Origin of the sequence: Janthinobacterium sp. FW305-128, from assembly GCF_020858135.1 — a bacterium.
Taxonomy (GTDB): domain Bacteria; phylum Pseudomonadota; class Gammaproteobacteria; order Burkholderiales; family Burkholderiaceae_D; genus Janthinobacterium.
The window spans coordinates 463833-489848 of record NZ_JACYMK010000001.1 but is presented as its reverse complement, the minus strand read 5'-3'; the positions used below and the strand labels follow the sequence as shown (position 1 = coordinate 489848).

24 protein-coding genes are annotated in these 26016 nt (G+C 61.6%); 12 read left to right on the top strand and 12 right to left on the bottom strand.

What is annotated here, in order from left to right:
• The first annotated feature begins 73 nt into the window (after positions 1–73).
• Together IGS60_RS02235 and hemL are read left to right on the top strand one after the other, a co-directional pair.
• Positions 74–931 carry a hydroxymethylpyrimidine/phosphomethylpyrimidine kinase gene (locus tag IGS60_RS02235; RefSeq protein WP_368858608.1) on the top strand — a complete coding sequence of 286 codons (858 nt, stop codon included), beginning with the start codon at positions 74–76 and terminating at the stop codon, positions 929–931.
• A gap of 59 nt (positions 932–990) precedes the next feature.
• Entirely contained in the window at positions 991–2280 is a 1290-nt protein-coding gene (gene hemL / locus IGS60_RS02230) for a glutamate-1-semialdehyde 2,1-aminomutase (protein ID WP_070310161.1), read from the top strand.
• 6 nt (positions 2281–2286) lie between these two features.
• Here the strand turns inward: hemL and IGS60_RS02225 are convergent, their stop codons facing one another.
• The 9 genes from IGS60_RS02225 to mpl form a co-directional block, all read right to left on the bottom strand.
• Positions 2287–3003, bottom strand: coding sequence for an HAD family phosphatase (locus IGS60_RS02225; protein ID WP_070222139.1), 717 nt, complete (start codon positions 3001–3003; stop codon positions 2287–2289).
• Between the two features lie 278 nt (positions 3004–3281).
• Entirely contained in the window at positions 3282–4247 is a 966-nt protein-coding gene (gene corA / locus IGS60_RS02220) for a magnesium/cobalt transporter CorA (protein ID WP_034746658.1), read from the bottom strand.
• Between the two features lie 221 nt (positions 4248–4468).
• On the bottom strand, positions 4469–5194 hold the full coding sequence (gene mtgA / locus IGS60_RS02215) for a monofunctional biosynthetic peptidoglycan transglycosylase (RefSeq protein ID WP_230502115.1): 726 nt from the start codon (positions 5192–5194) through the stop codon (positions 4469–4471).
• A complete protein-coding gene (aroE, locus tag IGS60_RS02210; protein WP_230502113.1) occupies positions 5191–6018 on the bottom strand; it encodes a shikimate dehydrogenase in 828 nt (275 codons plus the stop codon). Before aroE ends, mtgA begins: the two co-directional genes overlap by 4 nt.
• An 11-nt stretch (positions 6019–6029) precedes the next feature.
• Positions 6030–6887, bottom strand: coding sequence for an energy transducer TonB (locus IGS60_RS02205; RefSeq protein WP_070222141.1), 858 nt, complete (start codon positions 6885–6887; stop codon positions 6030–6032).
• 137 nt (positions 6888–7024) lie between these two features.
• Positions 7025–9094: a ribonuclease catalytic domain-containing protein gene (locus tag IGS60_RS02200; RefSeq protein WP_230502111.1), complete on the bottom strand. Its 2070-nt coding sequence runs from the start codon at positions 9092–9094 to the stop codon at positions 7025–7027.
• A gap of 2 nt (positions 9095–9096) precedes the next feature.
• Positions 9097–9711: a chorismate lyase gene (locus tag IGS60_RS02195; protein WP_070222145.1), complete on the bottom strand. Its 615-nt coding sequence runs from the start codon at positions 9709–9711 to the stop codon at positions 9097–9099.
• Complete coding sequence (locus IGS60_RS02190) at positions 9708–10292, bottom strand: YqiA/YcfP family alpha/beta fold hydrolase (RefSeq protein ID WP_230502107.1); 585 nt, start codon at positions 10290–10292, stop codon at positions 9708–9710. Before IGS60_RS02190 ends, IGS60_RS02195 begins: the two co-directional genes overlap by 4 nt.
• Complete coding sequence (mpl, locus tag IGS60_RS02185) at positions 10289–11665, bottom strand: UDP-N-acetylmuramate:L-alanyl-gamma-D-glutamyl-meso-diaminopimelate ligase (RefSeq protein ID WP_230502104.1); 1377 nt, start codon at positions 11663–11665, stop codon at positions 10289–10291. Before mpl ends, IGS60_RS02190 begins: the two co-directional genes overlap by 4 nt.
• Positions 11666–11780: 115 nt before the next feature.
• Here mpl and IGS60_RS02180 point away from each other — a divergent pair, with 115 nt between their 5' ends.
• From IGS60_RS02180 to IGS60_RS02145, 8 genes are all read left to right on the top strand, one after another.
• Positions 11781–12419 (top strand): hypothetical protein, encoded by a 639-nt coding sequence (locus IGS60_RS02180; protein WP_070222151.1) that lies wholly within the window; start codon positions 11781–11783, stop codon positions 12417–12419.
• A gap of 19 nt (positions 12420–12438) precedes the next feature.
• On the top strand, positions 12439–12993 hold the full coding sequence (locus IGS60_RS02175) for a TlpA disulfide reductase family protein (protein ID WP_070222153.1): 555 nt from the start codon (positions 12439–12441) through the stop codon (positions 12991–12993).
• An 82-nt stretch (positions 12994–13075) separates the two neighbouring features.
• Complete coding sequence (aroQ, locus tag IGS60_RS02170) at positions 13076–13513, top strand: type II 3-dehydroquinate dehydratase (RefSeq protein WP_034746628.1); 438 nt, start codon at positions 13076–13078, stop codon at positions 13511–13513.
• A 91-nt stretch (positions 13514–13604) separates the two neighbouring features.
• Positions 13605–14069 (top strand): acetyl-CoA carboxylase biotin carboxyl carrier protein, encoded by a 465-nt coding sequence (accB, locus tag IGS60_RS02165; protein WP_070222155.1) that lies wholly within the window; start codon positions 13605–13607, stop codon positions 14067–14069.
• Between the two features lie 101 nt (positions 14070–14170).
• Positions 14171–15586 carry an acetyl-CoA carboxylase biotin carboxylase subunit gene (gene accC / locus IGS60_RS02160; RefSeq protein ID WP_070222157.1) on the top strand — a complete coding sequence of 472 codons (1416 nt, stop codon included), beginning with the start codon at positions 14171–14173 and terminating at the stop codon, positions 15584–15586.
• Positions 15583–16527, top strand: coding sequence for a 50S ribosomal protein L11 methyltransferase (gene prmA / locus IGS60_RS02155; RefSeq protein WP_070310144.1), 945 nt, complete (start codon positions 15583–15585; stop codon positions 16525–16527). Before accC ends, prmA begins: the two co-directional genes overlap by 4 nt.
• An 8-nt stretch (positions 16528–16535) precedes the next feature.
• The gene (locus IGS60_RS02150; RefSeq protein ID WP_230502102.1) at positions 16536–17795 is read left to right on the top strand and encodes a DUF3426 domain-containing protein; all 1260 of its coding nucleotides are present in this window, start codon (positions 16536–16538) and stop codon (positions 17793–17795) included.
• 11 nt (positions 17796–17806) lie between these two features.
• Positions 17807–18745, top strand: coding sequence for a carbohydrate kinase family protein (locus IGS60_RS02145; RefSeq protein ID WP_034780255.1), 939 nt, complete (start codon positions 17807–17809; stop codon positions 18743–18745).
• Between the two features lie 70 nt (positions 18746–18815).
• Here IGS60_RS02145 and IGS60_RS02140 read toward each other — a convergent pair whose 3' ends face one another.
• Entirely contained in the window at positions 18816–19349 is a 534-nt protein-coding gene (locus tag IGS60_RS02140) for a YggT family protein (protein WP_227742044.1), read from the bottom strand.
• A 254-nt stretch (positions 19350–19603) separates the two neighbouring features.
• Between IGS60_RS02140 and IGS60_RS02135 the strand changes: the two genes are divergently transcribed.
• Both IGS60_RS02135 and IGS60_RS02130 read left to right on the top strand, forming a co-directional pair.
• The gene (locus IGS60_RS02135) at positions 19604–19972 is read left to right on the top strand and encodes a hypothetical protein (protein WP_230502100.1); all 369 of its coding nucleotides are present in this window, start codon (positions 19604–19606) and stop codon (positions 19970–19972) included.
• 56 nt (positions 19973–20028) lie between these two features.
• Positions 20029–20739: a hypothetical protein gene (locus IGS60_RS02130; RefSeq protein WP_230502098.1), complete on the top strand. Its 711-nt coding sequence runs from the start codon at positions 20029–20031 to the stop codon at positions 20737–20739.
• Between the two features lie 719 nt (positions 20740–21458).
• On the opposite strand, the gene IGS60_RS02125 is transcribed toward IGS60_RS02130, so the two are convergent.
• Together IGS60_RS02125 and IGS60_RS02120 are read right to left on the bottom strand one after the other, a co-directional pair.
• Positions 21459–22610, bottom strand: coding sequence for a ribonucleotide-diphosphate reductase subunit beta (locus IGS60_RS02125; protein WP_034780261.1), 1152 nt, complete (start codon positions 22608–22610; stop codon positions 21459–21461).
• Positions 22611–22728: 118 nt separating this feature from the next.
• Positions 22729–25680: a ribonucleoside-diphosphate reductase subunit alpha gene (locus IGS60_RS02120; protein ID WP_070218583.1), complete on the bottom strand. Its 2952-nt coding sequence runs from the start codon at positions 25678–25680 to the stop codon at positions 22729–22731.
• Positions 25681–26016: the final 336 nt, after the last annotated feature.

Genomic DNA, 26016 nt, shown 5'->3' with positions numbered 1-26016 from the left:
TTTCGTTGCTACTCACGTTCTGCCACCCTTCAATCAAGTAAAATGCTGAATTAGGTATCTTAATCTACCCGCCGTGCAAAACCAAACTTCTCCCCTCATATTAAGCTTCGGCGTGTCCGATCCGGTCGGCGCGATCGGTATCCAGGCCGATCTGGCCACATTTTCAGCCTTCGGCTGCCATGGCCTGTCGGTCACCACGGGCCTGCTGATCAGCGATACGGCGCGCGTGGAAGACGTGCAGGCGGTCGACCCGGACTGGGTTTCCGACCAGGCGCGCGTGCTGCTGGAAGACATGTCCGTGGCCGCCATCAAGATCGGCGCGCTGGGCAGCGTGGAAAACGTGACGGCCATCGCCGAAATCGTCTCCGACTATCCGAACGTGCCGCTGATCCTCGATCCCTTCATTTCGGCGCTGCCGGAACAGGGCATGGACGACGAGGACATCCTCACGGCCGTGCGCCAGTTGCTGATCCCGCAAACGACCCTGCTGGTGCTCTCGCCGGTGGAACTGGAGCGCCTGGCCGAGACCTGGCGCGACGCCGATCCGGACGACACCCTGCAAAACGACGTCGATTACCTGGTGGCGCTGGGCTGCGAGTACGTGCTTGTCACCGGCATGCCGGCCGACGCCAGCAAGTCCGGCACGGGCGAAGGCAAGCTGCGCGCCAATACCCTGTTCGGCGAGGACGGCGTGGTGCGCCACGACGAATGGCAGCACTTGCCCGGCATCTTCAACGGTGCCGGCAGCACCCTGTCGGCGGCGGCCACCGCCCTGCTGGCCCTGGCCGAAAACGAAGACGATGTGCCGCAAGTGGTCGTGGCGGCGCAGGAATTCACGGCCGGCGCGCTGGCGCACGCGCAGCGCCACGGCATGGGCAAGCTGGTGCCTAACCGGCTGTTCCGGCAGCAGCGCCAGCACGGCGCCCAATAATCCCGTCCAGACAAACACAGACGACACAGACAACGATCCACTCTCAAGGCACGATTATCATGACGACGACTTCACAGAACGACATCCTGTTTGCCCGCGCACAAAAAACCACGCCAGGCGGCGTCAACTCGCCCGTGCGCGCCTTCCGCTCCGTGGGCGGCACGCCGCGCTTCATCACGCGCGCCGAAGGCCCGTACTTCTGGGACGCGGACGGCAAGCGCTATATCGACTACATCGGCTCGTGGGGCCCGGCCATCGTCGGCCACGCCCATCCGGAAGTGGTAAAGGCGGTGCAGGATGCGGCTGCGCTGGGCCTGTCGTTCGGCGCGCCGACCGAAGGCGAAGTGCTGATGGCCGAGGAAATCACGCGTCTGGTGCCGTCGATCGAGCAGGTGCGCCTGGTGTCGTCGGGCACGGAAGCGACCATGAGCGCCCTGCGCCTGGCGCGCGGCGCCACGGGACGCGACAAGATCGTCAAGTTCGAAGGCTGCTACCACGGCCACGCCGATTCGCTGCTGGTCAAGGCGGGCAGCGGCCTGCTCACCTTCGGCAACCCGACGTCGGCCGGCGTGCCGGAAGATTTTGTCAAGCACACCCTGGTGCTCGACTATAACAACGTGGAACAGCTGAAGGACGCCTTCGACAGCTTCGGCGCGGAAATCGCCTGCGTCATCGTCGAACCGGTGGCCGGCAACATGAACCTGGTAAAAGCCACGCCAGAATTCCTGCAGGCGATGCGCGAGCTGTGCACGCAGCACGGCGCTCTGCTCATTTTCGATGAAGTCATGTGCGGCTTGCGCGTGGCCCTGGGCGGCGCGCAGGCGCTGTACGGCATCCAGCCCGACCTCACCGCGCTGGGCAAGGTGATCGGCGGCGGCATGCCGGTGGCGGCCTTCGGCGGCAGCGCGGCGCTGATGCACAACATGGCGCCGCTGGGCGCCGTCTACCAGGCCGGCACCTTGTCCGGCAACCCGGTCGCCGTGGCGGCCGGCATGGCCACCCTGAAACTGATCCAGCAGCCTGGCTTCTACGAGCAGCTGGGCGCCACGGCCAAGCGCCTGGCCGAAGGCCTGACCGCCGCCGCCAAGGAGGCAGGCGTGGTGTTCTGCGCCGACTACATCGGCGGCATGTTCGGCATCTACTTCAGCGAAACACCGCCGACCAGCTACGCGGAAATGATGGCGGGCGACCGCAGCAAGTTCAACGCCTTCTTCCACGCCATGCTGGACGAAGGCGTGTACTTCGCGCCCGCCGCCTTCGAGGCGGGCTTCGTCTCGGCGCAGCACGATGACGCCGTCATCGACGCCACCATCGCTGCCGCGCGCAAGGTCTTTGCTAAATTAGCATAAGCACAATCAGACGGTCGCGGTGTCCATCACCGCGGCCACCAGCGCCGGCAGCCTGGCCATGTCGTTGAACACGACATGCGCGCCGGCCGCTTTCAACCTATCTTCCTGGCCGGCGGCGATATGCCCGCCGCCGATGAATCCCAATACCGTCATGCCCGCCGCCACGGCGGCCGTCACGCCCGTCACGCTGTCTTCCAGCACCAGGCATTGGCTTGGCGGCACGCCAAACGCGGCAGCCGCCGCCAGGTAGACGCCCGGATGCGGCTTGGCATGGCCCACCAGGTCCGGCGTAAACACGCGCTTGTCGAACAGCGGCGCCATGCTGGTCCGCTCGAGCGCCGACAGCACGCGCGCGCTGACGCTGTTCGAGGCCACGGCCTTGGGCAGCGCAATGGCGGCCAGCGCCTGCGCCACGCCGGGCACGGCGCGCAATTGCGCGTCGCAAGCGGCATCGACGGCGTTGCCGATGGCCATGATCTCGTCGGCCGGCAATTGCGGCAAGCCCAGCTCCTTGTAGATATCCTGCATCAGCGGCACCAGGCGCTGGCCCAGGCGCGGCTCGATCAAGCCTTGCAGGGTGACGCCCTCGGGCAGGTTCGGCAGGCGCGGCCCCAGCAACTCCAGCAGCGCTTGCAGGGCCACGGCTTCGCTGTCGATCAGCACGCCATCGCAGTCGCTGATCAGATGGGTAAAGCGCGGTGGGGTGATGGCGGTATCAGGCATGGACTCTCCAGAAGACAACGGTGACGGGAAATGCGGCGGCCAGCCGGCCAAGGCTGGCATCGCAACGATCATAGGTGGAACAGGCGGACGCTGCCACGCAGAAAACGGCTCAATGACGATACTTTTCTGCAAAAGACAGACTACGGGGAAAAGACTGGCTCAACACAGGCAACGTAGATACCAATTCAATACCACGCAATACCAGTGATTATCGCTGATTTTTGAATTTGCTGCGCTCGCCTTGAAACCGGGACGCGGGAGCGTCCCGGCGATGCTGCTTATTTCAGCCAGCCGCGGTGGCGGAAGTACAGGAAGGGCGCGATGGCGCTGGTGATCATCAAGCCCCAGGCCCATGGATAGCCGAACGACCATTCCAGCTCCGGCATCAGCTTGAAGTTCATGCCGTACACGCTGGCGATCAGGGTAGGCGGCAGGAAGGCCACGCTGGCCACCGAGAAGATCTTGATGATCTTGTTCTGGTTGATGTTGATGAAGCCGACGGTGGCGTCCATCAAGAAGTTGATCTTGTCGAACAGGAACGAGGTGTGGCCATCGAGCGATTCGATGTCGCGCAAAATCTGCCGCGCTTCCTCGAACTGCTCAGAATTGAGCAAGCGGCCGCGCATCAGGAAGCTCACGGCGCGGCGCGTATCCATCATGTTGCGGCGGATACGGCCATTCAAATCTTCCTCGTGGGCAATAGCATTCAGCGCTTCGGCCGCGTGCGCATCGGTAAATTCCTTTTGCAGCACGCGCGTGCTGACTTCTTCCAGGTTCTGGTAGATGCCTTCGAGCACGTCGGCCGAATATTCGGCATCGGTGGCGTACAGGTCGAGCAGCACGTCCATGTAGTCGGCAATCGAGCCGGGCCGCGAGCGGGCGCGCATGCGTACCAGGCGGAACACGGGCAAGTCGTCCGTATGCATGGAAAACAAAATCTTGCGGGCAAGAATGAAGGCCACGGTGATGACGCGCGACGGACCGTCGTCCTCTTCGCGCAAGAAGTCCGTGCGCAGGTGCAAGTCGCCGTTTTCCGCTTCGTAATAGCGGGCCGACGCTTCAATATCCTTGACTTCGTCTTCGCCCGGCAGGGTGACGTTGTAGATGGCCTTGACCCAGGCCCGTTCATCATCGGTAGGGTCGGTCAGGTCGACCCACACCGGTTCGGCATTTTCGAGGTCTGCGCGGCTGTCGATCGGCACCTGGTTGAGCCGGCCATTCTGTAATACAAAGACATTGATCATGCGCGCTCTCAGCCGGATGTGGGGTTATCGTGATGTGCTGGCGCTGGCGCCAAAAATGAAAACAGCGCAAGTGTACCCGCAAAGGCCTTTTCACGACCACCCCCGGCACGGCTTTTTCACGGAAAAAGTGCGGCGTTGCACCAAGGGAGGCGATTAAGATGCTGCGCCGCAATAGTGCCAATCAGGCAGCTTTAACTTTATGCAAAGGAATCGCCTCGCCATCAAGGCAATTCCGCCGCCCCCATGCGGCGCAGAATCACGCCCGTGCGCCGGTTCAGATAACCGGTATCGCGGTGGCGGTCGTAAAAGCGGGGGTTCGGCAGCATCACGGCCAGTTTCGCCGCCTGCGCCGCGCTCAAGCCCGCCGCGCTAACACGGTAATAGTGGCGCGCGGCCGCTTCGGCGCCGAAGGTGCCCGTGCCAAATTCCACTACGTTCAGATAAATCTCGAAAATGCGCTGCTTTTCCATCAGGTTTTCCAGCATATACGTGATGATCAGTTCCTGGCCTTTGCGCACATAGCTGCGCGAACCGGACAGGAACAGATTCTTCGCCAGCTGCTGCGTGATGGTGGAGCCGCCCGCCACGACTTTCTGCTTCTTGCTGTTCTTTTCATATGCCTTTTGCAAGGCTTCCCAGTCCACGCCTTCGTGCTCGGAAAAATTCGCGTCTTCCGAGGCGATGATGGCCCGTTTCAGATTGTTCGAAATGCGGTTGTACGGCACCCACGTCTGCTGGATCGTGGCATTCGGATTCTTTTCCTGCAAGACAGACAACTGTTCGCGCATGAAAGCCGTGCTGGACGGGTTATGGTCGACCCACCACCAGATTTGCAGGAAGAAATACAGTTGCACGACGATAAAGGCCAGCACGGGCACGATGAACAGCCACTTGATCCAGCCGTAGCCACGGCCGCTCTTGCGCGCGCCCTTCTTGCCGGCGCTCACAGGCTGCCCCGCAATTGCGCCAGCAAGTCCTGCGTCTGCGGCCGCACGCCGCGCCACACGTAAAACGCTTCAGCCGCCTGCTCCACCAGCATGCCCAGGCCGTCGCGCACCTGCGCGCCATGCTGGGCGGCAAAGTCCATGAAGACGGTGGGCTGGGCGCCATACATCATGTCCAGCGCCAGGGTGTGGCTGCCGAAGATACCGGGCGGCACGGGCGGCAAGTCGCCCGCCAGGCTGGCCGAGGTGGCATTGATGACGATATCGAAGACGCCTTCGGGCTGCGTGAAGCCGCCGGCACGCAGCTGGCCGGGGTGCGCCAGCGCGTCGGCAAAATGCGCCACCAGCGCCTCGGCCGTGGTCACGGTGCGGTTGGCAATAAACATTTCCTGCGGTCCCTGTTCCAGCAAGGGCAGCACGACGCCGCGCGCCGCGCCGCCCGCACCCAGCAGCAGGACGCGCTTGCCGGCGATGGCCACGCCCGCATTGCGCACGATGTCGGCCACCAGGCCCGCGCCATCGGTATTGTCGCCAAGAATGATGTCGCCATCAAAACGCAGGGTATTGACGGCGCCGGCGGCCCTGGCCCGCGGCGTCAGCGCGGTGGCCAGCGCGCACGCGTCGAGCTTGAAGGGCACCGTCACGTTCGCGCCCTTGCCGCCCTCGGCCGCAAACGTCCGGGCGGCCAGCGCAAAGCCGTCGAGCGGCGCCAGCCGGCGCTCATACACGATGGGCTCGCCCGTCTGCTGGGCAAACGCGGCGTGGATCAGGGGGGACTTGCTGTGGGCGATGGGATTGCCGAAGACGCAATATTGATCGGGATTCATCTCTTGCTTGTTCAATTGCTGCCGCCAGTCAGGTTAGCTTCCATTTTTTCTTCGCGGGTAAATTTGAAACGGGTGATGACGACCCACAGGTCATCTTTATCACTCGACAACATATTCGGCGGGAAACGGCCGAACGGCGCCGCGCGGCGCACGATGGCCAGGGCTGCCGCGTCCAGCGCGGGATTACCCGAGCTTTTTTCCACGCGGACGCCGCCCTCTTTCTGGTAAATCGTGCCATCCTGGAAGATGGGGATGTAGACGACCAGTTCGCCATACATCTTGCGGCCATTGTTTTGCGGGAAATTCAGGGTGCCGATTTCCTCGATACGCTTTTGCAGGGTCTTGTAATACATGGCATAGCCGACCTCCTGCGTACTGGGCGTAATAAAGGTCTTGCGCGGGCGCTTGTTCTGGTCTTCCACGGTCTGACTGATCTCGGCCGCCATGCGGGCGATGGCCTTGCTGCTTTCCATCAAGTCCGAGCCGCTGGCAAGGGGATTGGGCTTGTCCTTTTCCGTCACGGGCGCGGCGCTATAGGGCGTCGCCTTGGCCGCCTGCGTCAGCAATTCCTGCTGCTTCTGCTCCAGCTCGGCGATGCGCCGGGCGCTGGCCTTGACGCTGTCGCCCTCTTCCACCTTGCGCATGTCGGGCAAGGGCGACTTGGCGCGGCCCTTGTCGGCCTGCCCACCACCGTCGAGGTTGGCTTGCGCCAGCGCGTCCGCCTTCAGCGGCTTGTCCGCATGCTTGGCATTGACCAGTATCACTTCCAGGCCGGGATCGGTGGCGACGGCCCGCTGCGGGGCCGGGGCGACAAAATGCATCGCCAGCAAGGCGCCGTGCGCCAGCAACGATACCGCCACGGCTATCATCAGGAAACGATTCTCTCGGAAAGACTTCACGCGCAACCCAGTTCGCAACAAGCACAAGATACAAGATGGCTGAATTCTACGTCAAAGGGCGGCGCGGGAAACAGTTTTAGTCCCGTTTTTCACGCCGCCTCGCGGCCTTACTTGACCTCGGGCTCGCTGACCACGTCTTCGCTGGCCAGTTCCGCCACTTCCGCGTCGGCGTCGCTGACCTGGTTCGCCGCTTCCGGCGATGCTTCCTCCGCGCCTTCGTCGCCCGATTCCTCTTCGTAGTCGAGCTCGGCATCGGCCGCCGCATCGGGCACGGCGGCGATTTCCAGCAAGCGCGCTTCGATGCTCAGGTCGACTTCATCCCAGCGCAAGAGATCCAGCTTGACCTGCGCACCGCGCGCCACCGATGGCATGCCCGGCAGCTTGATGACCAGCGGAATGTCGACCAGGCGCAAAATCTCGTCTTTCAGCACGACGGCATCGACCTGGCGCGCGTTTTCCTGGTGCAGCCAGCGCAAGCACCAGTAGCGTTCCATATTCGACTGGAAATCGCCATACGCGGCATACGCGGCGTCGAAGGCCGAGACGATGGCGAACAGATTCGCATCGCGCGGCTTGAACGGGGCCACCAGCGGCGCCGTCACGCCATGCTCGGCGCAGGCGATGATTTGCCACTGGTTCACCAGGTCCGTGTAGCGGCGCAAGGGCGAGGTGCTCCACGCGTATTGATCCACGCCCAGGCCCTGATGCGGCGCCGCATGGGTGACCATGCGCACCTGCATCTTTGCCGCCCAGCTATTGCCGCTGCCGCCGCCCTGGCTGCGGTAGATGCCCGGTACGCCATGTTCGTGCAGCATCTTGCCCCAGGTACTGTTGGCAAAGATCATCAATTCGGCGACGATCTTGTCCAGCGGCGCGCCACGCTTGCGGCGCGCCACGGTGACGATGTCGTTTTCCACATAAAAGTTGAAATCGACGCGGTTATTCTGTTCCGGCTTCAGGCCAAACGCTTCGCGCTTCTTCATGCGGCCCTGTTCCAGCTGCTGCGCCCATTGCCACAGGATGGCGAAGTCGGCCTTGTGCGGATAGTCGCCTTCGCCGCTGGTCAGGGTTTCCTCGTTGACCAGGTCGTCGAGCTGGTTGTGGCGCAAGTTGCTGGCAATCGGCACCAGCTCGGCGCGCGTCTGCGTGCTGACCACGGCCCAGTCGGCTTTCGGGTCCAGGGTCGCGTACAGCGACAGTGCCGGGCACGTCGTGCCTTCCGCCAGGGTAAACGCATTGACGATTTCGTCCGGCAGCATGGTGATCTTATCGCCCGGCATGTAGACGGTCGACATGCGCTGGCGCGCCATCTTGTCGATCACGTCTTCCGGACGGATGCCCAGGCCCGGCGCGGCGATGTGAATACCCACTTTCACGGTGCCGTCCGGCAAGGGCTGCACGGAAAACGCATCGTCGATCTCGGTCGTGGTCACGTCGTCGATCGAAAAGGCGGCCACGTCGGCCAGCGGCAGCTTGGCTGTCACGGACGGCACAGGCACGCTCGGGAAACCGGCGCCCTTGGGGAAATTTTCGAAGAGGAACTTCGACAGGTGCAAGTCTTTCGGCGAAGCGATACCACCGACGGCCAGCATCAGGCGCGGCGGCGTCGTGTGCAATTCCGTGCACGCCGCTTCCAGCGCCTTGTATTCAATCGTGTTCTTGTCCGGCTTGAACAGCAATTGCAGCACCATGGGCTGCATCGAGGCGGGCAAGCGGTTCTGTTTCAGCTCTTCCACATAGCCTGCCTGCACCAGGGCCTGCTGCTTTTTCTTTTCGATGCCGGCCAATGCCGCCTTCAAGGACGCTTCCGGCGCCGCCTTGTAGCGGCCACGGCCCTTCTTGTAGAAATACACGGGCGCCGAATGCAAGGCGAGGATCAAGCCGGCCGCTTCCGGCGGCAAGGGGGCATGGCCGAAATACTCGGCGCCCAGCTCTGCAAAGCCGAACTCGTCTTCGCCCGCCACTTCCCATAGGAAATCGAGGTCGATCTCGGCAGCAACGGCCTTGGCCTGTTCCAGCAGCTCGGCCGGGGCCGGCTTTTCATACTGCAGCAGCACATCCTTGACCTTGACCTTGGTGCGCTTGCCGCTGGCCATTTCGACCTGGTACGCTTCACCCGCTTGCGACAGGACCGTGCCGACCTTGAAATCGCCGGATTCTTCAAAAAATAGATTCATTATTATGCTTTGTTTATTAGTGTGTCGGTTGCAGCGGTGCGAGCGACGGACGTCAACTCGAGCACCGCCGGCAAAAATACTTCTGTTACCAGCAGCAAGCCCTGGTGACGCTGGTACAGGCAGCGGCGGGCAAAAAACAGCGACTTGGCATCAAAGCGCCGCCCTTCCAATGCCAGTGCCGCCTGCGCCCTCTGCACCAGCGGGTGCCCGGCGCGCAAGCGGGCAAATTCCAGTGCACCGCGGCGTACCATGCGGTCGCCAAACAGCGTCGTGCCCAGCGAGCGCTCGCCCAGCGCCGAAAACAGGGGCCAGTCCGTGGCCGTCGCCTGCATGGGCACGACGGTATGGCCAAACACGGCCGGTCTGTTATCACAACGCAACAGCACTTCGCGCTCCCATACCCGGCCCGCGCGGTGCAAACCAATGATGGCGGCCTCGTCGCTCAAGCAGCGTGCCGTTTCCTGATGCAAACATTGCACGCGGAACGCCTGGCTGTGCGCTTTCAGCTTGGCCGTCAGCGAACCGCCGCCCGTGAGCCAGTGGCGCAGGGCCGGCGGCGCATTGACGGCGTTCACGTGCGCATGCCATTGCGCCTGCCGCAGCGAACCCGGCCTCACTGGGCAGAGTCCGCGTCGATGCCGCAAAAGGCCAGCACGGGCGCCAGGTAGGCGGCAAATTCGCTGATGCCATGGTCGCTGCCGTCGATGACGCACTGCCGCGCCCCCTGATAATGCGCCACCATGTCGCGGTAGTCGAGCACTTCATCGCCGGTGGCGGCGATCAGGAAATAGCGTTGCGGCTCAGTAATTTTCTCTACAGCAAAGGTTCCCAGCTCGGCGATGTATTCGCGCTTGAACTCGAATGGCTTGTCCGAATGGAACTCGGTCGTCACGCCCACATGCTGCTCCAGGTCGATCAGGGGCACGATGGCAGGATTGAGCAGCACGGCGCGGCAACCGAGCCGCTCGGCCAGCCAGGTGGCGTAATAGCCGCCCAGCGAGGAGCCGATAATCGTCAGGTCGGCCGGCGCCGCATCCTTGACCAGCGACAGGGCCAGCTCGATGGCCAGCTTGGGCGAGGCCGGCAACTGCGGGCACAGCCATTCAGCTTCGCGGCCCAGCGCCTGCATCTGCGCGGCCAGCAGGCGCGACTTCATCGACAGGGGCGACGAGCGAAATCCATGCAGGTACAGAATCATCGGCCCAGCGCCTCCAGCAATTTCTGGTGCACGCCGCCAAAGCCGCCGTTGCTCATGACCACGATCTGGTCGCCTGGACGGGCGCTGGCGGCCACGGCGGCCACGAGGGTATCGATGTCTTCAAAGGCGCTGGCAATCTTGCCCAGCGGCGCCAGCGCGTCGCCCAGACTCCAGCCCAGCGCGGCATGACTGCCAAAACCGAAGACCAGGTCCGCATCCTTGAGGCTGCCCGGCAACGCCTCTTTCATGGCGCCCAGCTTCATGGTGTTCGAGCGCGGTTCCAGCACGGCCAGGATGCGGCCGCTGTCGCCTATCTTCTGGCGCAAGCCGCCCACGGTGGTGGCAATGGCCGTCGGATGGTGCGCGAAATCGTCGTACACGGTGATGTCGTTGACCACGCCGCGCACTTCCATGCGGCGCTTGACGCTCTCGAACGTGGCCAGCGAAGCGCACGCCTGGGCAATGGGCACGCCCACGTGGCGCGCGGCGGCGATGGCCGCCAGCGCATTGCTGCGGTTGTGCTTGCCCGTGAGCGCCCAGGCCACATGGCCTTCCTGCTGGCCATTGAAATACACATCGAAGCTGCCGTCGGCCTGCTCTTGCAGTTGCCAGTTAGCATCTTGACCAAAACTTTCCTGTTCGCTCCAGCAACCGCGTGCCAGCACGCGCTGCAGCGACACTTCGTCGCCGTTGTACACGAGGCGGCCGATGCCGGGCACGGTGCGCACCAGATGGTGAAATTGCGTCTCGATCGCGTGCAGATCGGGGAAGATGTCGGCGTGATCGTATTCCAGGTTATTCATGACGGCCGTCTTCGCGTGGTAATGCACGAACTTGCTGCGCTTGTCGAAGAAGGCCGTATCGTATTCGTCGGCTTCGATGACGAAGAAGTCCGACTCGGCGCTCTTGCCGTCGATCTTGCCGGACAGGCGCGCGGAAATGCCAAAATTCATCGGCACGCCGCCGATCAAAAAGCCCGGCGCGTAGCCCGCGTCTTCGAGTATCCAGGCCAGCATGGCTGATGTTGTCGTCTTGCCATGCGTACCGGCCACGGCCAGCACCCACCGATTGCGCAGGATGTGTTCGCCGATCCATTGCGGGCCCGATACATAGGGCAGGCTGCGGTTGAGGATTTCTTCCACCAGCGGGTTGCCGCGCGAGACGACATTGCCAATCACATACAAATCCGGGTTCAGCTTGGTCTGTTCCGGATCGAATCCTTGGATCAGTTCGATTCCCTGCGATTCCAGCTGAGTGCTCATCGGCGGATAGACGTTGGCATCGCAACCGGTGACTTTATGGCCGGCTTCCTTGGCCAGGACGGCCAGGCCGCCCATGAAGGTACCGCAAATACCGAGAATATGAATATGCATGTGATCAGTGCGAAAGGTGCACGCTTAAGTAAGTAAGACGGTGAGATAAAAAACAGCAAGTGCAGGATTTTACCTGACGCCATGACTTTTTCCGCTTCGGAGTATCATCTCGCTCATGACGAACGATGCATTTGACGATAGCGCGCAGTTGCGCCTGGAAATCGCCGCCGCTGCCGCGCGCCTCGTGGCGCAGGATGGCGCCGACTATGGCAGCGCCAAGCGCAAGGCGGCGCGGCAAGTCCTCGGTGACGCGCCGAACCTGACCAATGTACTGCCTGACAACGACATGATCGAAGAACAGGTGCGGCAATACAATGCCCTGTTCCTGGCCGACAGCCAGCCGGCACGGCTGTTCCAGCTGCGCACGATTGCGCTGCAGGTCATGGAAGCGTTGCAACAATTTCATCCCCTGCTCAGCGGCCCCGTGCTCAATGGCACGGCCGGCCCCCATGACGAGATCTATTTGCAGCTGTTTGCCGAGAGCGCCAAGGAAATCCACATCTTCCTGCTGAATAAAAATGTCGTGCTCGACATGTCGGAAAGCCCGCATTTCAAGGGAGCGCGTTATGATGCGGTCGAGACAGCCAGTTTCCTGTGGAAAAACGAAGGCGTGCACGCCGCCATGTATGAGCTCGACGATATGCGCGGCGCGCTGAAAGCCAAGGCGGACGGCAAGGTGCTGCGCACCGATATCGCCGGGCTGCGCAGCCTGCTGGCCGCCAGCCTTGCCGATGGCGTGCCGGCTGCCGACTAACATTGATATAGATAAAGTTATGACAAAAAAGAATTGGATCGCCTGCGCCATCGTCGCGCTGATGTTTGGCGGCATGGGCGCCTACGTCGGTTTAAGCAAGGAAAAAGCGAAAGCAGCGGGACCGCTGACGACCACGATCGCGCCAGGCGCGACGGGCCCCGTCAACGAGCTGTATGCGCTGTCCTTGCCGGACGCGGCGGGCGCCACGCAAGCCTTGTCGCAATGGAAAGGCAAGAATTTGCTGGTCAATTTCTGGGCGCCGTGGTGCCCTCCTTGCGTGGAAGAAATGCCGGAGTTATCCGAAGTGCAAGGCCACTATGCGGCAAAAAACCTGCAGGTGATCGGCATCGGCATCGATTCGGCCAGCAATATTGCTACTTTTGCCAGCAAGTTCAAGATTGCCTATCCCGTGTATGTCTCCGGCATGAGCGGCACCGACCTGTCGCGCCATTTTGGCAATGCCACGGGCGGTTTGCCCTTTACGGTGCTGATCGGCGCCGATGGCGAAGTCAAAAAGACCTATCTGGGCCGCTTGAAATTTGATCAGTTACGCGCCGATCTGGATAAATTGTAAATTCGGAGCGTGCTTTTTTCTCTTGCCAATGCGTATCTTTGGCGGCAAAATGCGGAACTTTCGCTAAAACGGTCTTCCATACATGGCAAAAAACCTCCTTCTGCTCAACGGTCCCAACCTGAATTTGCTGGGAACGCGCGAGCCTGAGGTCTACGGCGCCAGCACCTTGGCCGATATCGAACAGGCAGCAATGGCGCAAGCCATGGCGGCCGGTGCCGACCTGGTCTGCTTTCAAAGCAACCACGAAGGCGCGCTGATCGACCGCATCCATGCCGCGCGAGCGGAAGGGATCGATGCCATCGTCATCAATCCGGGCGGCCTGACCCATACCAGTGTTGCCTTGCGCGATGCGCTGGCCGGGGTCGCCATCCCGTTCGTGGAAGTCCATATCTCGAATATTTATCAACGCGAAACGTTTCGACATCACTCATTTCTCAGCGCGATCGCGCAGGGGACGATCTGCGGGCTAGGTATCGATGGATATCGGTTTGCCATCGACTTTGCGCTTAAAAAACGTTAATCTACGCGATCTGCACGCATTTAGCGCGGCGATAGGCTCTTGGACATCACCGCATCACTCATAAAACAAACTACATTCCTAGGGGTTTTACATGGATCTACGAAAACTCAAGACCTTGATCGACCTGGTCGCCGAATCGGATATCGCAGAGCTGGAAGTTACCGAAGGCGAAAGCAAGGTTCGCATCGTCAAATCGTCGGCCATGCCGCAAAACCAGATGGTCATGATGCAGCCGCAAGGCATGCAAGCGCAATACCAGCCAGCCGCGCCAGCCGCCGCTCCCGCTGCGGCACCTGCCGTCGTGGTCGCCGCCGAGCCAACGGGCTATGTGGTCAAGTCGCCGATGGTCGGTACCTTCTACCGTTCCTCCGCTCCTGGCAGCGCCGCCTATGTTGAAGTGGGCTCGACCGTCAAGGAAGGTGATACCCTGTGCATCATCGAAGCGATGAAGCTCCTGAATGAAATCGACTCCGATAAAGCCGGCGTCGTGACCCAGATCCTGGTCGAAAACGGCCAACCGGTCGAATTCGGTCAACCCTTGTTTGTGATCGGCTAAAACCCAGTCCACACGGCCGGCAACGGCCGTTTGCAGTTTTAGCCCCTCACACTTGTTGTTTCGCCGGCTCGCCGGCTCTCACAGACATACGCGAACCTACCATGTTTGAAAAAATCCTGATTGCCAACCGTGGTGAAATTGCCCTCCGTATTCAGCGCGCCTGCCGCGAAATGGGCATTAAAACGGTTGTAGTCCACTCCGAAGCCGACAAGGACGCGAAATACGTCAAGCTGGCCGACGAATCCGTTTGTATCGGTCCGGCACAGTCGACCCTGAGCTACCTGAACATGCCCGCCATTATCAGCGCCGCTGAAGTGACGGATGCGCAAGCGATTCACCCAGGCTATGGCTTCCTGTCGGAAAATGCCGACTTTGCCGAACGCGTCGAGAAATCGGGCTTCGTCTTCATCGGCCCCCGCTCCGAATCGATCCGCTTGATGGGCGATAAAGTATCGGCCAAGCAAACCATGATCAAGGCTGGCGTACCGTGCGTACCCGGCTCGGAAGGCGCGTTGCCGGACGATCCGAAAGCGATCGTGCAAATTGCCCGCAAGATCGGCTACCCGGTCATCATCAAGGCCGCCGGCGGCGGCGGCGGACGCGGCATGCGCGTGGTGCACACGGAAGCTGCCCTGATCAACGCCGTGGCGATGACCAAGACGGAAGCGGGCACCGCTTTCGGCAACCCTGAAGTGTATATGGAGAAGTACCTGGAAAATCCGCGCCACGTGGAAATCCAGATCCTCGCCGACGAACACAAGAACGCCGTCTGGCTGGGCGAGCGCGACTGCTCCATGCAGCGCCGCCACCAGAAAGTGATCGAAGAAGCACCGGCGCCGGGCATCCCGCGCAAACTGATCGAGAAAATTGGCGACCGTTGCGCCGAAGCATGCCGCAAGATCGGCTACCGCGGCGCCGGCACGTTTGAATTCCTGTACGAAAACGGCGAGTTCTATTTCATTGAAATGAATACCCGCGTGCAAGTGGAGCATCCCGTCACCGAGATGATCACCGGCATCGACATCGTGCAGGAACAGATCCGCATCGCCGCCGGCGAAAAACTGCGTTTCCGCCAGCGCGACGTCTTGCTGTCGGGTCACGCCATCGAGTGCCGCATCAATGCGGAAGACCCGTTCAAGTTCACGCCATCGCCAGGCAAGATCGTGTCCTGGCATGCGCCGGGCGGCCCTGGCATCCGCGTCGACTCGCACGCCTACGCCGGCTACTATGTGCCGCCGCATTACGACTCGATGATAGGCAAAGTGATCGCTTACGGCGCCACGCGCGAACAAGCGATCCGCCGCATGCAGATCGCCCTGTCCGAAATGGTGGTCGAAGGCATCAACACGAATATCGCCCTGCACCGCGAACTGATGATCGACGCGCGCTTCATCGAAGGCGGCACCAACATTCACTATCTGGAACAGAAGCTGGCCGACATGCCGGACCTGGGCAAGAACCTGAATGGCGGCAGCCCCAGCATCGCCAAGAAGTCCGAAATCAAGGCGGGCGCATGAGCTGGACGGAAATCGTCATCGAAATCGCCCGTGACAACGCCGAGGCCATGTCCGACGCGTTGATGGAAGCGGGCGCCCTGTCGGTATCGGTGGAAGACGCCGATGAAGGCACGGATGCCGAGCAGCCGCTGTTTGGCGAGCCCGGCATGGAACCGAAGGAAGCGGCGTGGGAACGCAGCCGCGTGGTGGCGCTGACGGACGTCGACGCCGACCAGGCCGCCATCGTGGCCGCCGCTGCGCAAGCGGTCGGCATGACGGAAGTGCCCGCCTTTAGCATGCGCCCCGTGGAAGAGCAGGACTGGGTGCGTTTGACCCAGTCGCAATTCGCACCGATTCACATCGGCAAGAATATCTGGGTCGTGCCCAGCTGGCACGAGGCACCGGATCCAAGCGGTCTGATCCTGGAACTGGACCCGGGCCTGGCCTTCGGCACGGGCAGCCATCCGACCACGCGTTTGTGCATGGAATGGCTGGAAGCCCATCCGGCCCCAGGCAAGACCGTGCTCGACTACGGTTGCGGTTCCGGCATCCTGGCCATGGTGGCCAAGAAACTCGGTGCGCAAACGGTGGCCGGCGTCGACATCGACCCGCAAGCGATCGAATCGGCGCGCGACAATGCCGAGCGCAACCAGTGCGAGATCGAATATTTCTTGCCAGACACGTTTGCCACGTCGGCACACGCCACGGCCAAGTTTGACATCGTCGTCGCCAATATCCTGTCGAGCCCATTGAAGCTGATGGCGCCGATGCTCTCCGGCCGTGTCGCCGACGGCGGCGCGCTGATCCTGTCCGGCGTGCTGGCACGCCAGGCGGAAGAAGTGGCCGCTGCCTACGCACCGTTCATCCAGCTGGGTGTATGGGCCGAGCAAGACGGCTGGGTGGCCCTGCATGGCCGCCTGGGTGCAACGCAAGCGCCTGCGCCCCGCGCGGAAGGTGCATAAGCACAGCAATGGCCCTCGCCACCAAATGCCCCCATTGCAACACGATATTTCGGGTCGCTGCTGACCAGTTGAAGTTACGTGGGGGCATCGTGCGCTGTGGCACGTGCAGGGAAGTGTTTGACGGCAATGCCGCGCTGGTCGATCCAGCCGCGGCATCGCCGTTTTTAACATCCGCTCCCGGTACTGCCGCCCCGCCGTCAAGCAGTTATCTGGCCGACAACAGCCTGCCGTCCGCCACGGACGACGAACCCATCTACTCCCTCGACTTCGACACCTCGTTTGACCCGTTTGGCATCCTGCCGGAAACGGCGAAGCTCAAGGACGACGCGGACGATGGCGAGCACATCGAGCTGGACCTCGACGTCAGCCTGCCTGAAGAGGCAGCAGCCGACACACCGCCCGAACTCCCCGAAGAAACACCGGCAAAAACACCGGCCGAGCTGCCCGAACCACCGTTGCCCCAGCCAATGGCGCCCTTCAAGCGCCGCCAGGTCGATGACGCGCCCGCCTTTGCCACGTATTTGCGCGACAGCCGCCGCGAACCGAATCTGGAAACTGGCGCCGCAGCGGCGCCGCCCGCGACCGAAAAAGTCAGCCTGGACAAGCCCATGCCGCCTGCGCCTGCCGCAGCCAGCCCCGCGCGCCGCGAACCCACGCTGGCCGACCATGCCTTCACGCCGCGGCCCGCCGCCGTTGCGCCGGCGCCAGCCGATGAGCAGGAAGAACCGGTCCTGCCGCCAGCCGACGACGAACCGGCTTTCGTCACCCAGGGCCGGCGCCGCGAACAGAGCAGCAAGGCCCTGCGCGTGGCCATGGCCGCCGGCTCGGTGGTACTGCTGCTTTTATTATTCCTGCAGGTAATGACCACCTTCCGCAATCCGCTGGCGGCGCAATTTCCGCAGTGGAAGCCGACCCTGGTCACGCTGTGCAAGCTCAGCGGCTGCCAGGTCGACTTGCCGGCGCAGATCGAGGCGCTGGCCATCGAGCAGGGCGAGCTGCAGACCCTGAAGGAACAGACGTTTTCCTACGTCTCGCTGCTGCGCAACCAGAGCCGCAGCGTGCAAGCCTGGCCCAGCATCGAACTGATTCTCAACGACGCGAACGACAAGCCCCTCTTGCGCCGCGTGATCGCGCCGCGCGACTATCTGCCGGCCACTATCGACGTGAACACGGGGTTTGCGCCGCGCTCGGAACAAACCATCAAACTGTATTTTGCATTAGACCAGCTCACGGCGTCTGGCTACCATATCGCCATCTTTTACCCTTAACAGGCACTATCATGACCAAAACATCGCTGATCTGCGGCTCGCTTGCCACCGACACCATCATGCAATTCCCTGGCCGCTTCGGCGAATCCCTGCTGGCCGACCAGCTGCACAAGGTGAACGTCTCCTTCCTCGTGCCCACCATGCGCACAGAGTTCGGCGGTTGCTCGGGCAACATCGCCTACAGCCTGAAAATGCTGGGCGGCGACCCGCGCATCGTCGGCGTCATGGGGCAAGACAGTGCCGCCTACCTGGAGCGCCTGCAAAAGCTGGGCATTTCCACCGCCAACATCCTGATCAAGGCCGACAGTTACAACGCGCAGTGCTTCGTCACGGCCGATGCGGACAACAACCAGATCAACGCCTTCCACCCGGGCGCCATGTCGTTCGCGCATGAAAACCCGATCGCCAATGCAGGCCCGGCCAAGGTCGCCATCATTTCACCGGACGGCGACCAGGGCATGCTCAAGCACGCCGCCGACCTGGCCGAGCTGGGCATTCCCTTCATGTTCGATCCGGGCCAGCAGTTGCCACGCTTCAATGGCGAACAGTTGATCGACTTCATCAACAAGGCCACGTATGTATCGGCCAACGATTATGAGATGGAAATGTTGATGGAACGCACGGGATTGACCCTGCCGGACATCGCCAGCCGCCTGGAAGCGCTGATCGTCACGCGTGGCGAAAAAGGTTCGGAGATCTATACGGACGGCAAGCGCATCGACATTCCTGTCGTGACCGCCAAGGAAGTGCTGGACCCGACCGGCTGCGGCGACGCCTACCGTGCCGGCTTGCTGTTCGGCATCACCAACGACCTGGGCTGGGAAACCAGCGGCCGTCTGGCCAGCTTGCTGGGCGCCATCAAGATCGCCACCCAGGGCGCGCAAAACCATGTGTTTACGCCGGAGAGCATCGCCGAGCAGTTCGAAGCGGCATTCGGTTACCGCTATTAATATGTAGGTCGGGTTCGTGGGGGATGTCGGGTTACGCTACGCTAACCCGACCTACGCCCTCACATCACCATCATCGCAGCACAATAATCATCCCCACCAGCACTTGCGCAATCTGCAACAGGATCAGCGCCACCAGCAGCGACAAATCCAGACTGCCCACCAGCGGCACCACCTTGCGAATCGGACGCAGCAGCGGCTCGTTCAGGGCCCGTACGAACGGCGCCAGCGGCGCATGCGGGTTGACCCAGCTGAAGATGGCTTCGATGATCAGCAAGGCCATGAAACCGTAGAGTATCCATTGCAGGAAGCGTTGCAGCGACTTGAGCAGCACCACTTCGACGGGAGCGCCGGAAATAAACAGCACCGAGCTGGCCAGCAGCACGATCAGGAAGGCGCCGATCAGGCTGGCCCAGTCATACCCGCCCACGCCCGGCACCACGCGGCGCAGGGGGCGCACCAGCCAGTCGGACAATTGAAACGTGAATTGCGCCACCGACGAGGGCGGCCGCACGCGCACCGCCTGCATCCAGAAGCGCAGCAGCAACACGCCGCCCAGCAAGGTGGCGATGGTATCAACGATCAATGTAAGGATAACGATCAGCACGACTAATTCTCCAAAAAAAAAACCGCTGTGTGATTGAGTCACACAGCGGCGTGTTGCCTCATCCAGGCACCCGTATCGTTGGAATTACGATGGGCGGGTGCTGGTTGGGAATGGCCAGGCTGCAGCCGGTGCCAACACGGTTTTTGCTACAGGTGCGATAGGTGCCGATGGCTTGGCGACAGGAGCTGCCTTCTTCGGTGCGGCCTTTTTAGGCGCGGCCTTCTTGGCGGCTGGCTTGGCGGCCACGGCGGCTGGTGCCGCTGGAGCTGCTGCCGGCGCTGCTGCTGGTGCGGCTGCCACGACTGGCGCTGCGGCTGGTTTGGCGGCAGGTTTCGCTGCTGCTTTTGCTGCCGGCTTGGCCGCTGGCTTGGCTGCAACTTTTGCTGCCGGCTTCGCTGCTACCTTGGCCGCTGGCTTGGCTGCAGGTTTTGCTGCTACCTTGGCGACAGGTTTCGCTGCTGCTTTGGCGGCTGGCTTCGCTGCGACCTTGGCCGCTGGCTTGGCTGCCGCTTTTGCTGCCGGCTTCGCTGCCACCTTGGCTGCTGGCTTGGCTGCGGCCTTCGTTGCTGCCTTGGCTGCTGGCTTCGCCGCTGCCTTGGCCGCTGGCTTGGCTGCTGCCTTAGTTGCTGGCTTGGCTGCCGGCTTCGCTGCGGCCTTGGCCGCCGGCTTCGCTGCTACCTTGGCCGCTGGCTTCGATGCTGCTTTTGCTGCTGGCTTGGTTGCTGCCTTGGCTGCTGGCTTGGCTGCCGCCTTGGCGACGACTTTTTTCGCTGCTGGCTTGGCGGCCGCTTTGGCGGCCGGCTTCGCTGCTGCCTTGGCTGCAGGTTTCGCTGCGGCTTTTTTCACTGCTGGCTTGGCGACAGCTTTTGCTGCTGGCTTCGCTGCGGCTTTGGCGGCCGGCTTGGCTGCTGGTTTTGCCGCGGCTTTTTTCGCTGCTGGCTTGACTGCTGCCTTGGCGGCCGGCTTGGCTGCTGCCTTGGCTACAGGTTTCGCTGCGGCTTTTTTCACTGCTGGCTTGGCTGCTGCTTTGGCGGCTGGTTTTGCCGCAGCTTTTGCTGCTGGCTTGGCCGCTGGTTTGGCTGCGGCTTTTTTCGCTACAGGCTTGGCTGCTGCCTTGGCTGCAGGTTTTGCTGCGGCTTTCGCTGCCGGCTTGGCCGCTGGTTTGGCTGCGGCTTTCGCTACTGGCTTGGCAGCCACTTTTGCTGCGGGCTTGGCTGCGGCTTTGGCGGCTGGTTTTGCTGCTGGTTTCGCTGCGGCTTTGGCAGCTGGTTTAGCGGCAACCGTCTTCGCTGCGGCTGCCGGCTTCTTCGCGGCAGGAGCAGCCTTGGCGGCTGGTTTCTTTACTTCTGATTTCTTAGCGGCTGTTGCCATTTGTCTCTCCTTCATCTGAGATGAGAAATTTAAGCTACAAGATTTAAACCCGTCCGACCCACCACAGGGATAGGCCAGGCGAATTATTCATCGGCACAAACGGTCGTTTGCGCTAATGAATTCGGCACCAGCTGAACTGCTGCAACTCCTCACGTTTGCAGCACTTCAGCCATCGTCGGTGCCACCCTGCTTTATCTCGCAGCTGGTGGCAAAGTCTGAATTCGGTCATTCGTTTTCGATGCCGTGCGTTTTTTCGCTCCTCGCATCGCGCTCGCCACAACACCGATGCGTCAAATAAAAAACCGCCATGCCTGAAAAAATTCGGGCACGGCGGCAGACGAAAACGGTGTGGTTTTGTGCATATCCGTGTAAATCTGTATCCCTGTTTTGCGAGGTTTTTTCGCTACCGCGCTGGTTAAAAAACCCCGCATTCTAACGCTCGCATTTGCAATCTCATAAAGTACACGAAAACCTTGTCAATGCGCAACCGGCACGACACGTTTTCGCCCGCTTTTTTGCACGATACGCGTGCTATCGCACAATCGCGCGGCAAATGCCGCCGCCAGCGTCTCCGGAAATGCTTTTTCGGGTGTGCGATGCGGCCATGCGCGGCATCCGGAAATCCTGGCGCAGGCCTCGTCGCATGCACCGATGATGCGCGCATTTTTGCGCCGCCACGCACGCAAAAAAAAAGCGCCGTCACGATGACGGCGCTTGTTGGCGTAGCCTGAAAAAGGATTACTCCCAGTTCAGCGCACCACCCGTTTGATACTCGGTCACGCGGGTCTCGAAGAAGTTGCGTTCCTTCTTCATGTCGATCATCTCGCTCATCCACGGGAACGGGTTTTCTTCCTGGGCGAACAGCGGCTCGATGCCGATCTGCTGCGCGCGGCGGTTGGCGATGAAGCGCAAATAGCCCTTGAACATCGGCGCGTTCAGACCCAGCACGCCGCGCGGCATGGTGTCTTCCGCGTACGCGTATTCCAGTTCCACGGCCTTCATGAACAGATCCTTGATCTCTTCGCGGAAGGCGGCCGTCCACAGCTGCGGGTTTTCCATCTTGATCGTGTTGATCAAGTCGATGCCGAAGTTGCAGTGCATCGATTCGTCGCGCAGGATGTACTGGTACTGCTCGGCCGCGCCCATCATCTTGTTCTGGCGGCCCAGCGCCAGGATCTGCGTGAAGCCGACGTAGAAGAACAGGCCTTCCATCAGGCAGGCAAACACGATCAGGGATTTGAGCAGCTTCTGGTCGTTTTCCACCGTGCCGGTAACGAAGGCCGGGTCGGTCAGGGTGTTGATGAACGGGATCAGGAATTCATCCTTGTCGCGGATCGACTTGACTTCGTTGTAGGCGTTGAAGATCTCGCCTTCGTCCAGGCCCAGCGATTCGACGATGTACTGGTAGGCGTGCGTGTGGATCGCTTCTTCGAACGCCTGGCGCAGCAGGTACTGGCGGCACTCGGGCGCCGTGATGTGGCGGTAGGTACCCAGCACGATGTTGTTGGCGGCCAGCGAGTCGGCCGTCACGAAGAAGCCCAGGTTGCGCTTGACCAGGCGGCGCTCGTCGTCCGTCAGGCCGTTCGGGTTTTTCCACAGCTCGATATCGCGCTGCATGTTCACTTCCTGCGGCATCCAGTGGTTGGCGCAGCCGGCCAGGTATTTGTCCCACGCCCACTTGTACTTGAACGGCACCAGCTGGTTGACGTCCGTCTTGCCGTTGATGATGCGCTTGTCGTCGGCATTCACGCGGCGCGCCACTTGCTCGGCATTCGCTTCGGACGGCTCGGCGCCGGCCGGCAGGTTCAATTCGGTATTTCCCAACGGCGCTTGCTGCGCCGGACGCGGCACAGCTGCCGACGTGGTTTCATCATCCCAAGACAACGACATATTCTTCTTCCTTTCCATGCCGGCGAGCCGGCGATCCGCAACAGGCCCGTTGAATCGGACAATACGGACATTGACAACATTGAATCAGCCCAGAAGTTCTGGGCTGACAACTAAAATCTTACTGGCAGGCTTCGCACTCTTCAAAGCCGTCATCACCGGGACGCAGATAGCAGGCTTCGCCATCGGCGTCATCCGCCGCCGCTGCCACTACCGGCGCCACGGCCACTGCTGCTGCCGCCACGACCGCTGCCTGGGCGCTCTGTGCGCTGGCCGACATGCCGCCGTCGACTGCCACGGCGTTCAGCGCGCCCGTCTTGGAAGTCGATTTCTCCATGTGGGTGGCGGCGATGGTGCGCAGGTAGTAGGTGGTTTTCAGGCCACGCAGCCATGCCAGCTTGTAGGTCTCGTCGAGTTTCTTGCCCGAAGCGCCAGCCATGTAGATGTTCAGCGACTGGGCCTGGTCGATCCACTTCTGGCGACGCGAAGCCGCTTCCACCAGCCAGCTTGGCGACACTTCAAAGGCGGTGGCGTAGATGTCGCGCAGGTCTTGCGGGATGCGGTCGATCTTCACCAGACTGCCGTCGAAGTATTTCAGGTCCGAGATCATGACTTCATCCCACAGGTCGCGCGCCTTCAGGTCGCGCACCAGGTAGCCGTTGATCTCGGTGAATTCGCCCGACAGGTTCGATTTCACGTACAGGTTCTGGAACGTCGGCTCGATACAGGCCGAGACGCCGATGATGTTCGAAATCGTCGCCGTCGGGGCGATCGCCACGCAGTTCGAGTTGCGCATGCCGAACTTGGCGATGCGTTCGCGCACCGGCGTCCAGTCCATGGCCGACGAGGAATCGACTTCCAGGTAGCCGCCGCGCTCTTCGGCCAGCAATTTGACCGAGTCTTGCGGCAGGATGCCGCGGTCCCACAGCGAACCGGCGTACGATTCATAGCGGCCGCGCTCTTCGGCCAGTTCCGTCGACGCCAGGTAGGCGTAGTAGCAGACGGCTTCCATCGAGGTGTCGGCGAAGCTGACAGCCGCGTCCGAGGCGAACGGCACGCGCATCATGTGCAGGCAGTCCTGGAAGCCCATGATGCCCATGCCGACCGGACGATGGCGCATGTTCGAGTTGCGCGCCTTGTCGACGGCGTAGTAATTGATGTCGATGACGTTGTCGAGCATGCGCATGGCGGTGCGGATGGTCTTGGCCAGCTTGACGTGATCGAGCTTGCCTTCCTTCATGTGCGCCGGCATGTTGACGGAACCGAGGTTGCAGACGGCGATTTCGTCAGGGCCCGTGTTCAGCGTGATTTCCGTGCACAGGTTCGAGCTGTGGACGACGCCGACGTGCGACTGCGGGCTGCGGATGTTGCAAGGATCCTTGAACGTGATCCATGGGTGGCCCGTTTCAAACAGCATCGACAGCATCTTGCGCCACAGGTCCAGCGCCGCGATCTTCTTGAAGACGCGGATTTCGCCGGCAGCGGCCTTGGCTTCGTAGCCCAGGTAAGCCTGTTCAAAAGCCTTGCCGACCTTGTCGTGCAGGTCTGGCGTGTCCGACGGCGAGAACAGGGTCCAATCGCCTTTTTCCATGACGCGCTTCATGAACATGTCGGGAATCCAGTTCGCCGTGTTCATGTCGTGCGTGCGGCGGCGGTCGTCGCCCGTGTTCTTGCGCAGGTCGAGGAATTCCTCGATGTCCATGTGCCAGGTTTCCAGGTAGGCGCAGACGGCGCCCTTGCGCTTGCCGCCCTGGTTGACTGCCACGGCCGTGTCGTTGACCACTTTCAGGAACGGCACCACGCCTTGCGACTTGCCGTTGGTGCCCTTGATGTGGGCGCCCAGGGCGCGCACCGGCGTCCAGTCGTTACCCAGGCCGCCGGCAAACTTGGCCAGCAGCGCGTTGTCCTTGATGGCGTCGTAGATGCCTTCCAGGTCATCGGAGACGGTGCTCAGGTAGCACGACGACAGCTGCGAGCGCAGGGTGCCCGAGTTGAACAGGGTCGGCGTCGAGCTCATGAAGTCGAACGAGGACAGCAGGCTGTAGAACTCGATGGCGCGCGCTTCGCGGTCCGCTTCGTTCAACGCCAGGCCCATGGCCACGCGCATGTAGAACGCCTGCGGCATTTCGATGCGCACGTCCTGGATGTGCAGGAAGTAGCGGTCGTACAGGGTTTGCAGGCCGATGTAGCCGAACTGCAAGTCGCGGTCGGCGACGATGGCTTTCGCCAGGCGCTCCAGGTCGAAACTGGCGAGCACCGGATTCAGCAGCTCGGCGGCGATGCCCTTGGCGATATATTGCGGGAAATACGTCAGGTATTCGGCGGCGGCGGCCGCTTGCGGCACTTCCTTGCCGAACACTTCCTTGCGCACCGTGTGCAGCAGGATGCGGGCCGTGACCTGGCTGTAGGCCGGGTCTTTTTCCATCAGCGCGCGCGCTGCCAGGATGGCCGACTTGTGCAGCTCTTCGACGGGCACGCCGTCGTACAGGTTCTTCACCGTTTCAGCCAGGATGGCGTCGGCATCGACGTGCTTTTCCAGGCCGGCGCAGGCGGCGTTGATCAGGTCGCGCACTTCCTGCATGTCCAGCAGGCGGCGCACGCCGTTGTCGGTGACATTTAATTGTGGTGCGGAAACTTGTGCGGACGCGCCTTGCGCTTCCTTCTGCAGGCGGCGCTCTTCCATATGCTTGGCGCGGTACAGCACGTAGGCACGCGCCACGTCGTGCTCGCCCGAACGCATCAGCGACAGTTCCACCTGGTCTTGCACGTCTTCGATATGGAAGGTGCCGCCGCCCGGATGGCGACGCACCAGCGCGGCGACGACGCCGTCCGTCAGTTGCTCCACCAGTTCGCGGATGCGTGCCGAGGCGGCGCCCTGGCCGCCGTTAACGGCCAAAAACGCCTTGGTCATGGCGATGGCGATCTTCGAAGGCTCAAATGCCACCACCGCGCCGTTGCGGCGGATGATGCGATAGTCGCCCAATGCCGCGCCCGTGCTCGCCACGCTGTTGGCCGCGCCTGGCGCTGGCGATACTGGCGTTGGATGGATGGAAATATCTTGTGGTGATTGCATTGAAGCTCCCGTTGTCAGCTAAAGTCAGCCTGCAGTTTTGCTGCCGCGTGTGTTGTTGAATAGAACGCCCGATGGTCAGGGTTTCTTCAGGTATTTGTTGCTAAATAGTAAATTTATAATGCATAAAACAGGTCAGTATCCATAGCGCCACACCGTACTGCCCGGCTGGCGCAAAACATGATCAAGGGTGATAAACCGCCAGTTCCAGTGCTTTATCAGCAATCCGGGTAGCTTTGATAATAATTCTGAAAACGTCTGTGATGGCACTAGATATAGTCTTTATATCCAACTTCTGCACTAATTGTAGTGCCCATCGAAGGGCGATGCAATAGTTTT

Excerpts from the sequence above, each read along its gene's own strand:
- hemL (WP_070310161.1), top strand. The coding sequence starts at position 991 with ATGACGACGACTTCACAGAACGACATCCTGTTTGCCCGCGCACAAAAA.
- IGS60_RS02225 (WP_070222139.1), bottom strand. The coding sequence starts at position 3,003 with ATGCCTGATACCGCCATCACCCCACCGCGCTTTACCCATCTGATCAGC.
- corA (WP_034746658.1), bottom strand. The coding sequence starts at position 4,247 with ATGATCAATGTCTTTGTATTACAGAATGGCCGGCTCAACCAGGTGCCG.
- aroE (WP_230502113.1), bottom strand. The coding sequence starts at position 6,018 with ATGAATCCCGATCAATATTGCGTCTTCGGCAATCCCATCGCCCACAGC.
- IGS60_RS02205 (WP_070222141.1), bottom strand. The coding sequence starts at position 6,887 with ATGATAGCCGTGGCGGTATCGTTGCTGGCGCACGGCGCCTTGCTGGCG.
- IGS60_RS02200 (WP_230502111.1), bottom strand. The coding sequence starts at position 9,094 with ATGAATCTATTTTTTGAAGAATCCGGCGATTTCAAGGTCGGCACGGTC.
- IGS60_RS02190 (WP_230502107.1), bottom strand. The coding sequence starts at position 10,292 with ATGATTCTGTACCTGCATGGATTTCGCTCGTCGCCCCTGTCGATGAAG.
- mpl (WP_230502104.1), bottom strand. The coding sequence starts at position 11,665 with ATGCATATTCATATTCTCGGTATTTGCGGTACCTTCATGGGCGGCCTG.
- IGS60_RS02180 (WP_070222151.1), top strand. The coding sequence starts at position 11,781 with ATGACGAACGATGCATTTGACGATAGCGCGCAGTTGCGCCTGGAAATC.
- IGS60_RS02175 (WP_070222153.1), top strand. The coding sequence starts at position 12,439 with ATGACAAAAAAGAATTGGATCGCCTGCGCCATCGTCGCGCTGATGTTT.
- aroQ (WP_034746628.1), top strand. The coding sequence starts at position 13,076 with ATGGCAAAAAACCTCCTTCTGCTCAACGGTCCCAACCTGAATTTGCTG.
- accB (WP_070222155.1), top strand. The coding sequence starts at position 13,605 with ATGGATCTACGAAAACTCAAGACCTTGATCGACCTGGTCGCCGAATCG.
- accC (WP_070222157.1), top strand. The coding sequence starts at position 14,171 with ATGTTTGAAAAAATCCTGATTGCCAACCGTGGTGAAATTGCCCTCCGT.
- prmA (WP_070310144.1), top strand. The coding sequence starts at position 15,583 with ATGAGCTGGACGGAAATCGTCATCGAAATCGCCCGTGACAACGCCGAG.
- IGS60_RS02150 (WP_230502102.1), top strand. The coding sequence starts at position 16,536 with ATGGCCCTCGCCACCAAATGCCCCCATTGCAACACGATATTTCGGGTC.
- IGS60_RS02145 (WP_034780255.1), top strand. The coding sequence starts at position 17,807 with ATGACCAAAACATCGCTGATCTGCGGCTCGCTTGCCACCGACACCATC.
- IGS60_RS02125 (WP_034780261.1), bottom strand. The coding sequence starts at position 22,610 with ATGTCGTTGTCTTGGGATGATGAAACCACGTCGGCAGCTGTGCCGCGT.
- IGS60_RS02120 (WP_070218583.1), bottom strand. The coding sequence starts at position 25,680 with ATGCAATCACCACAAGATATTTCCATCCATCCAACGCCAGTATCGCCA.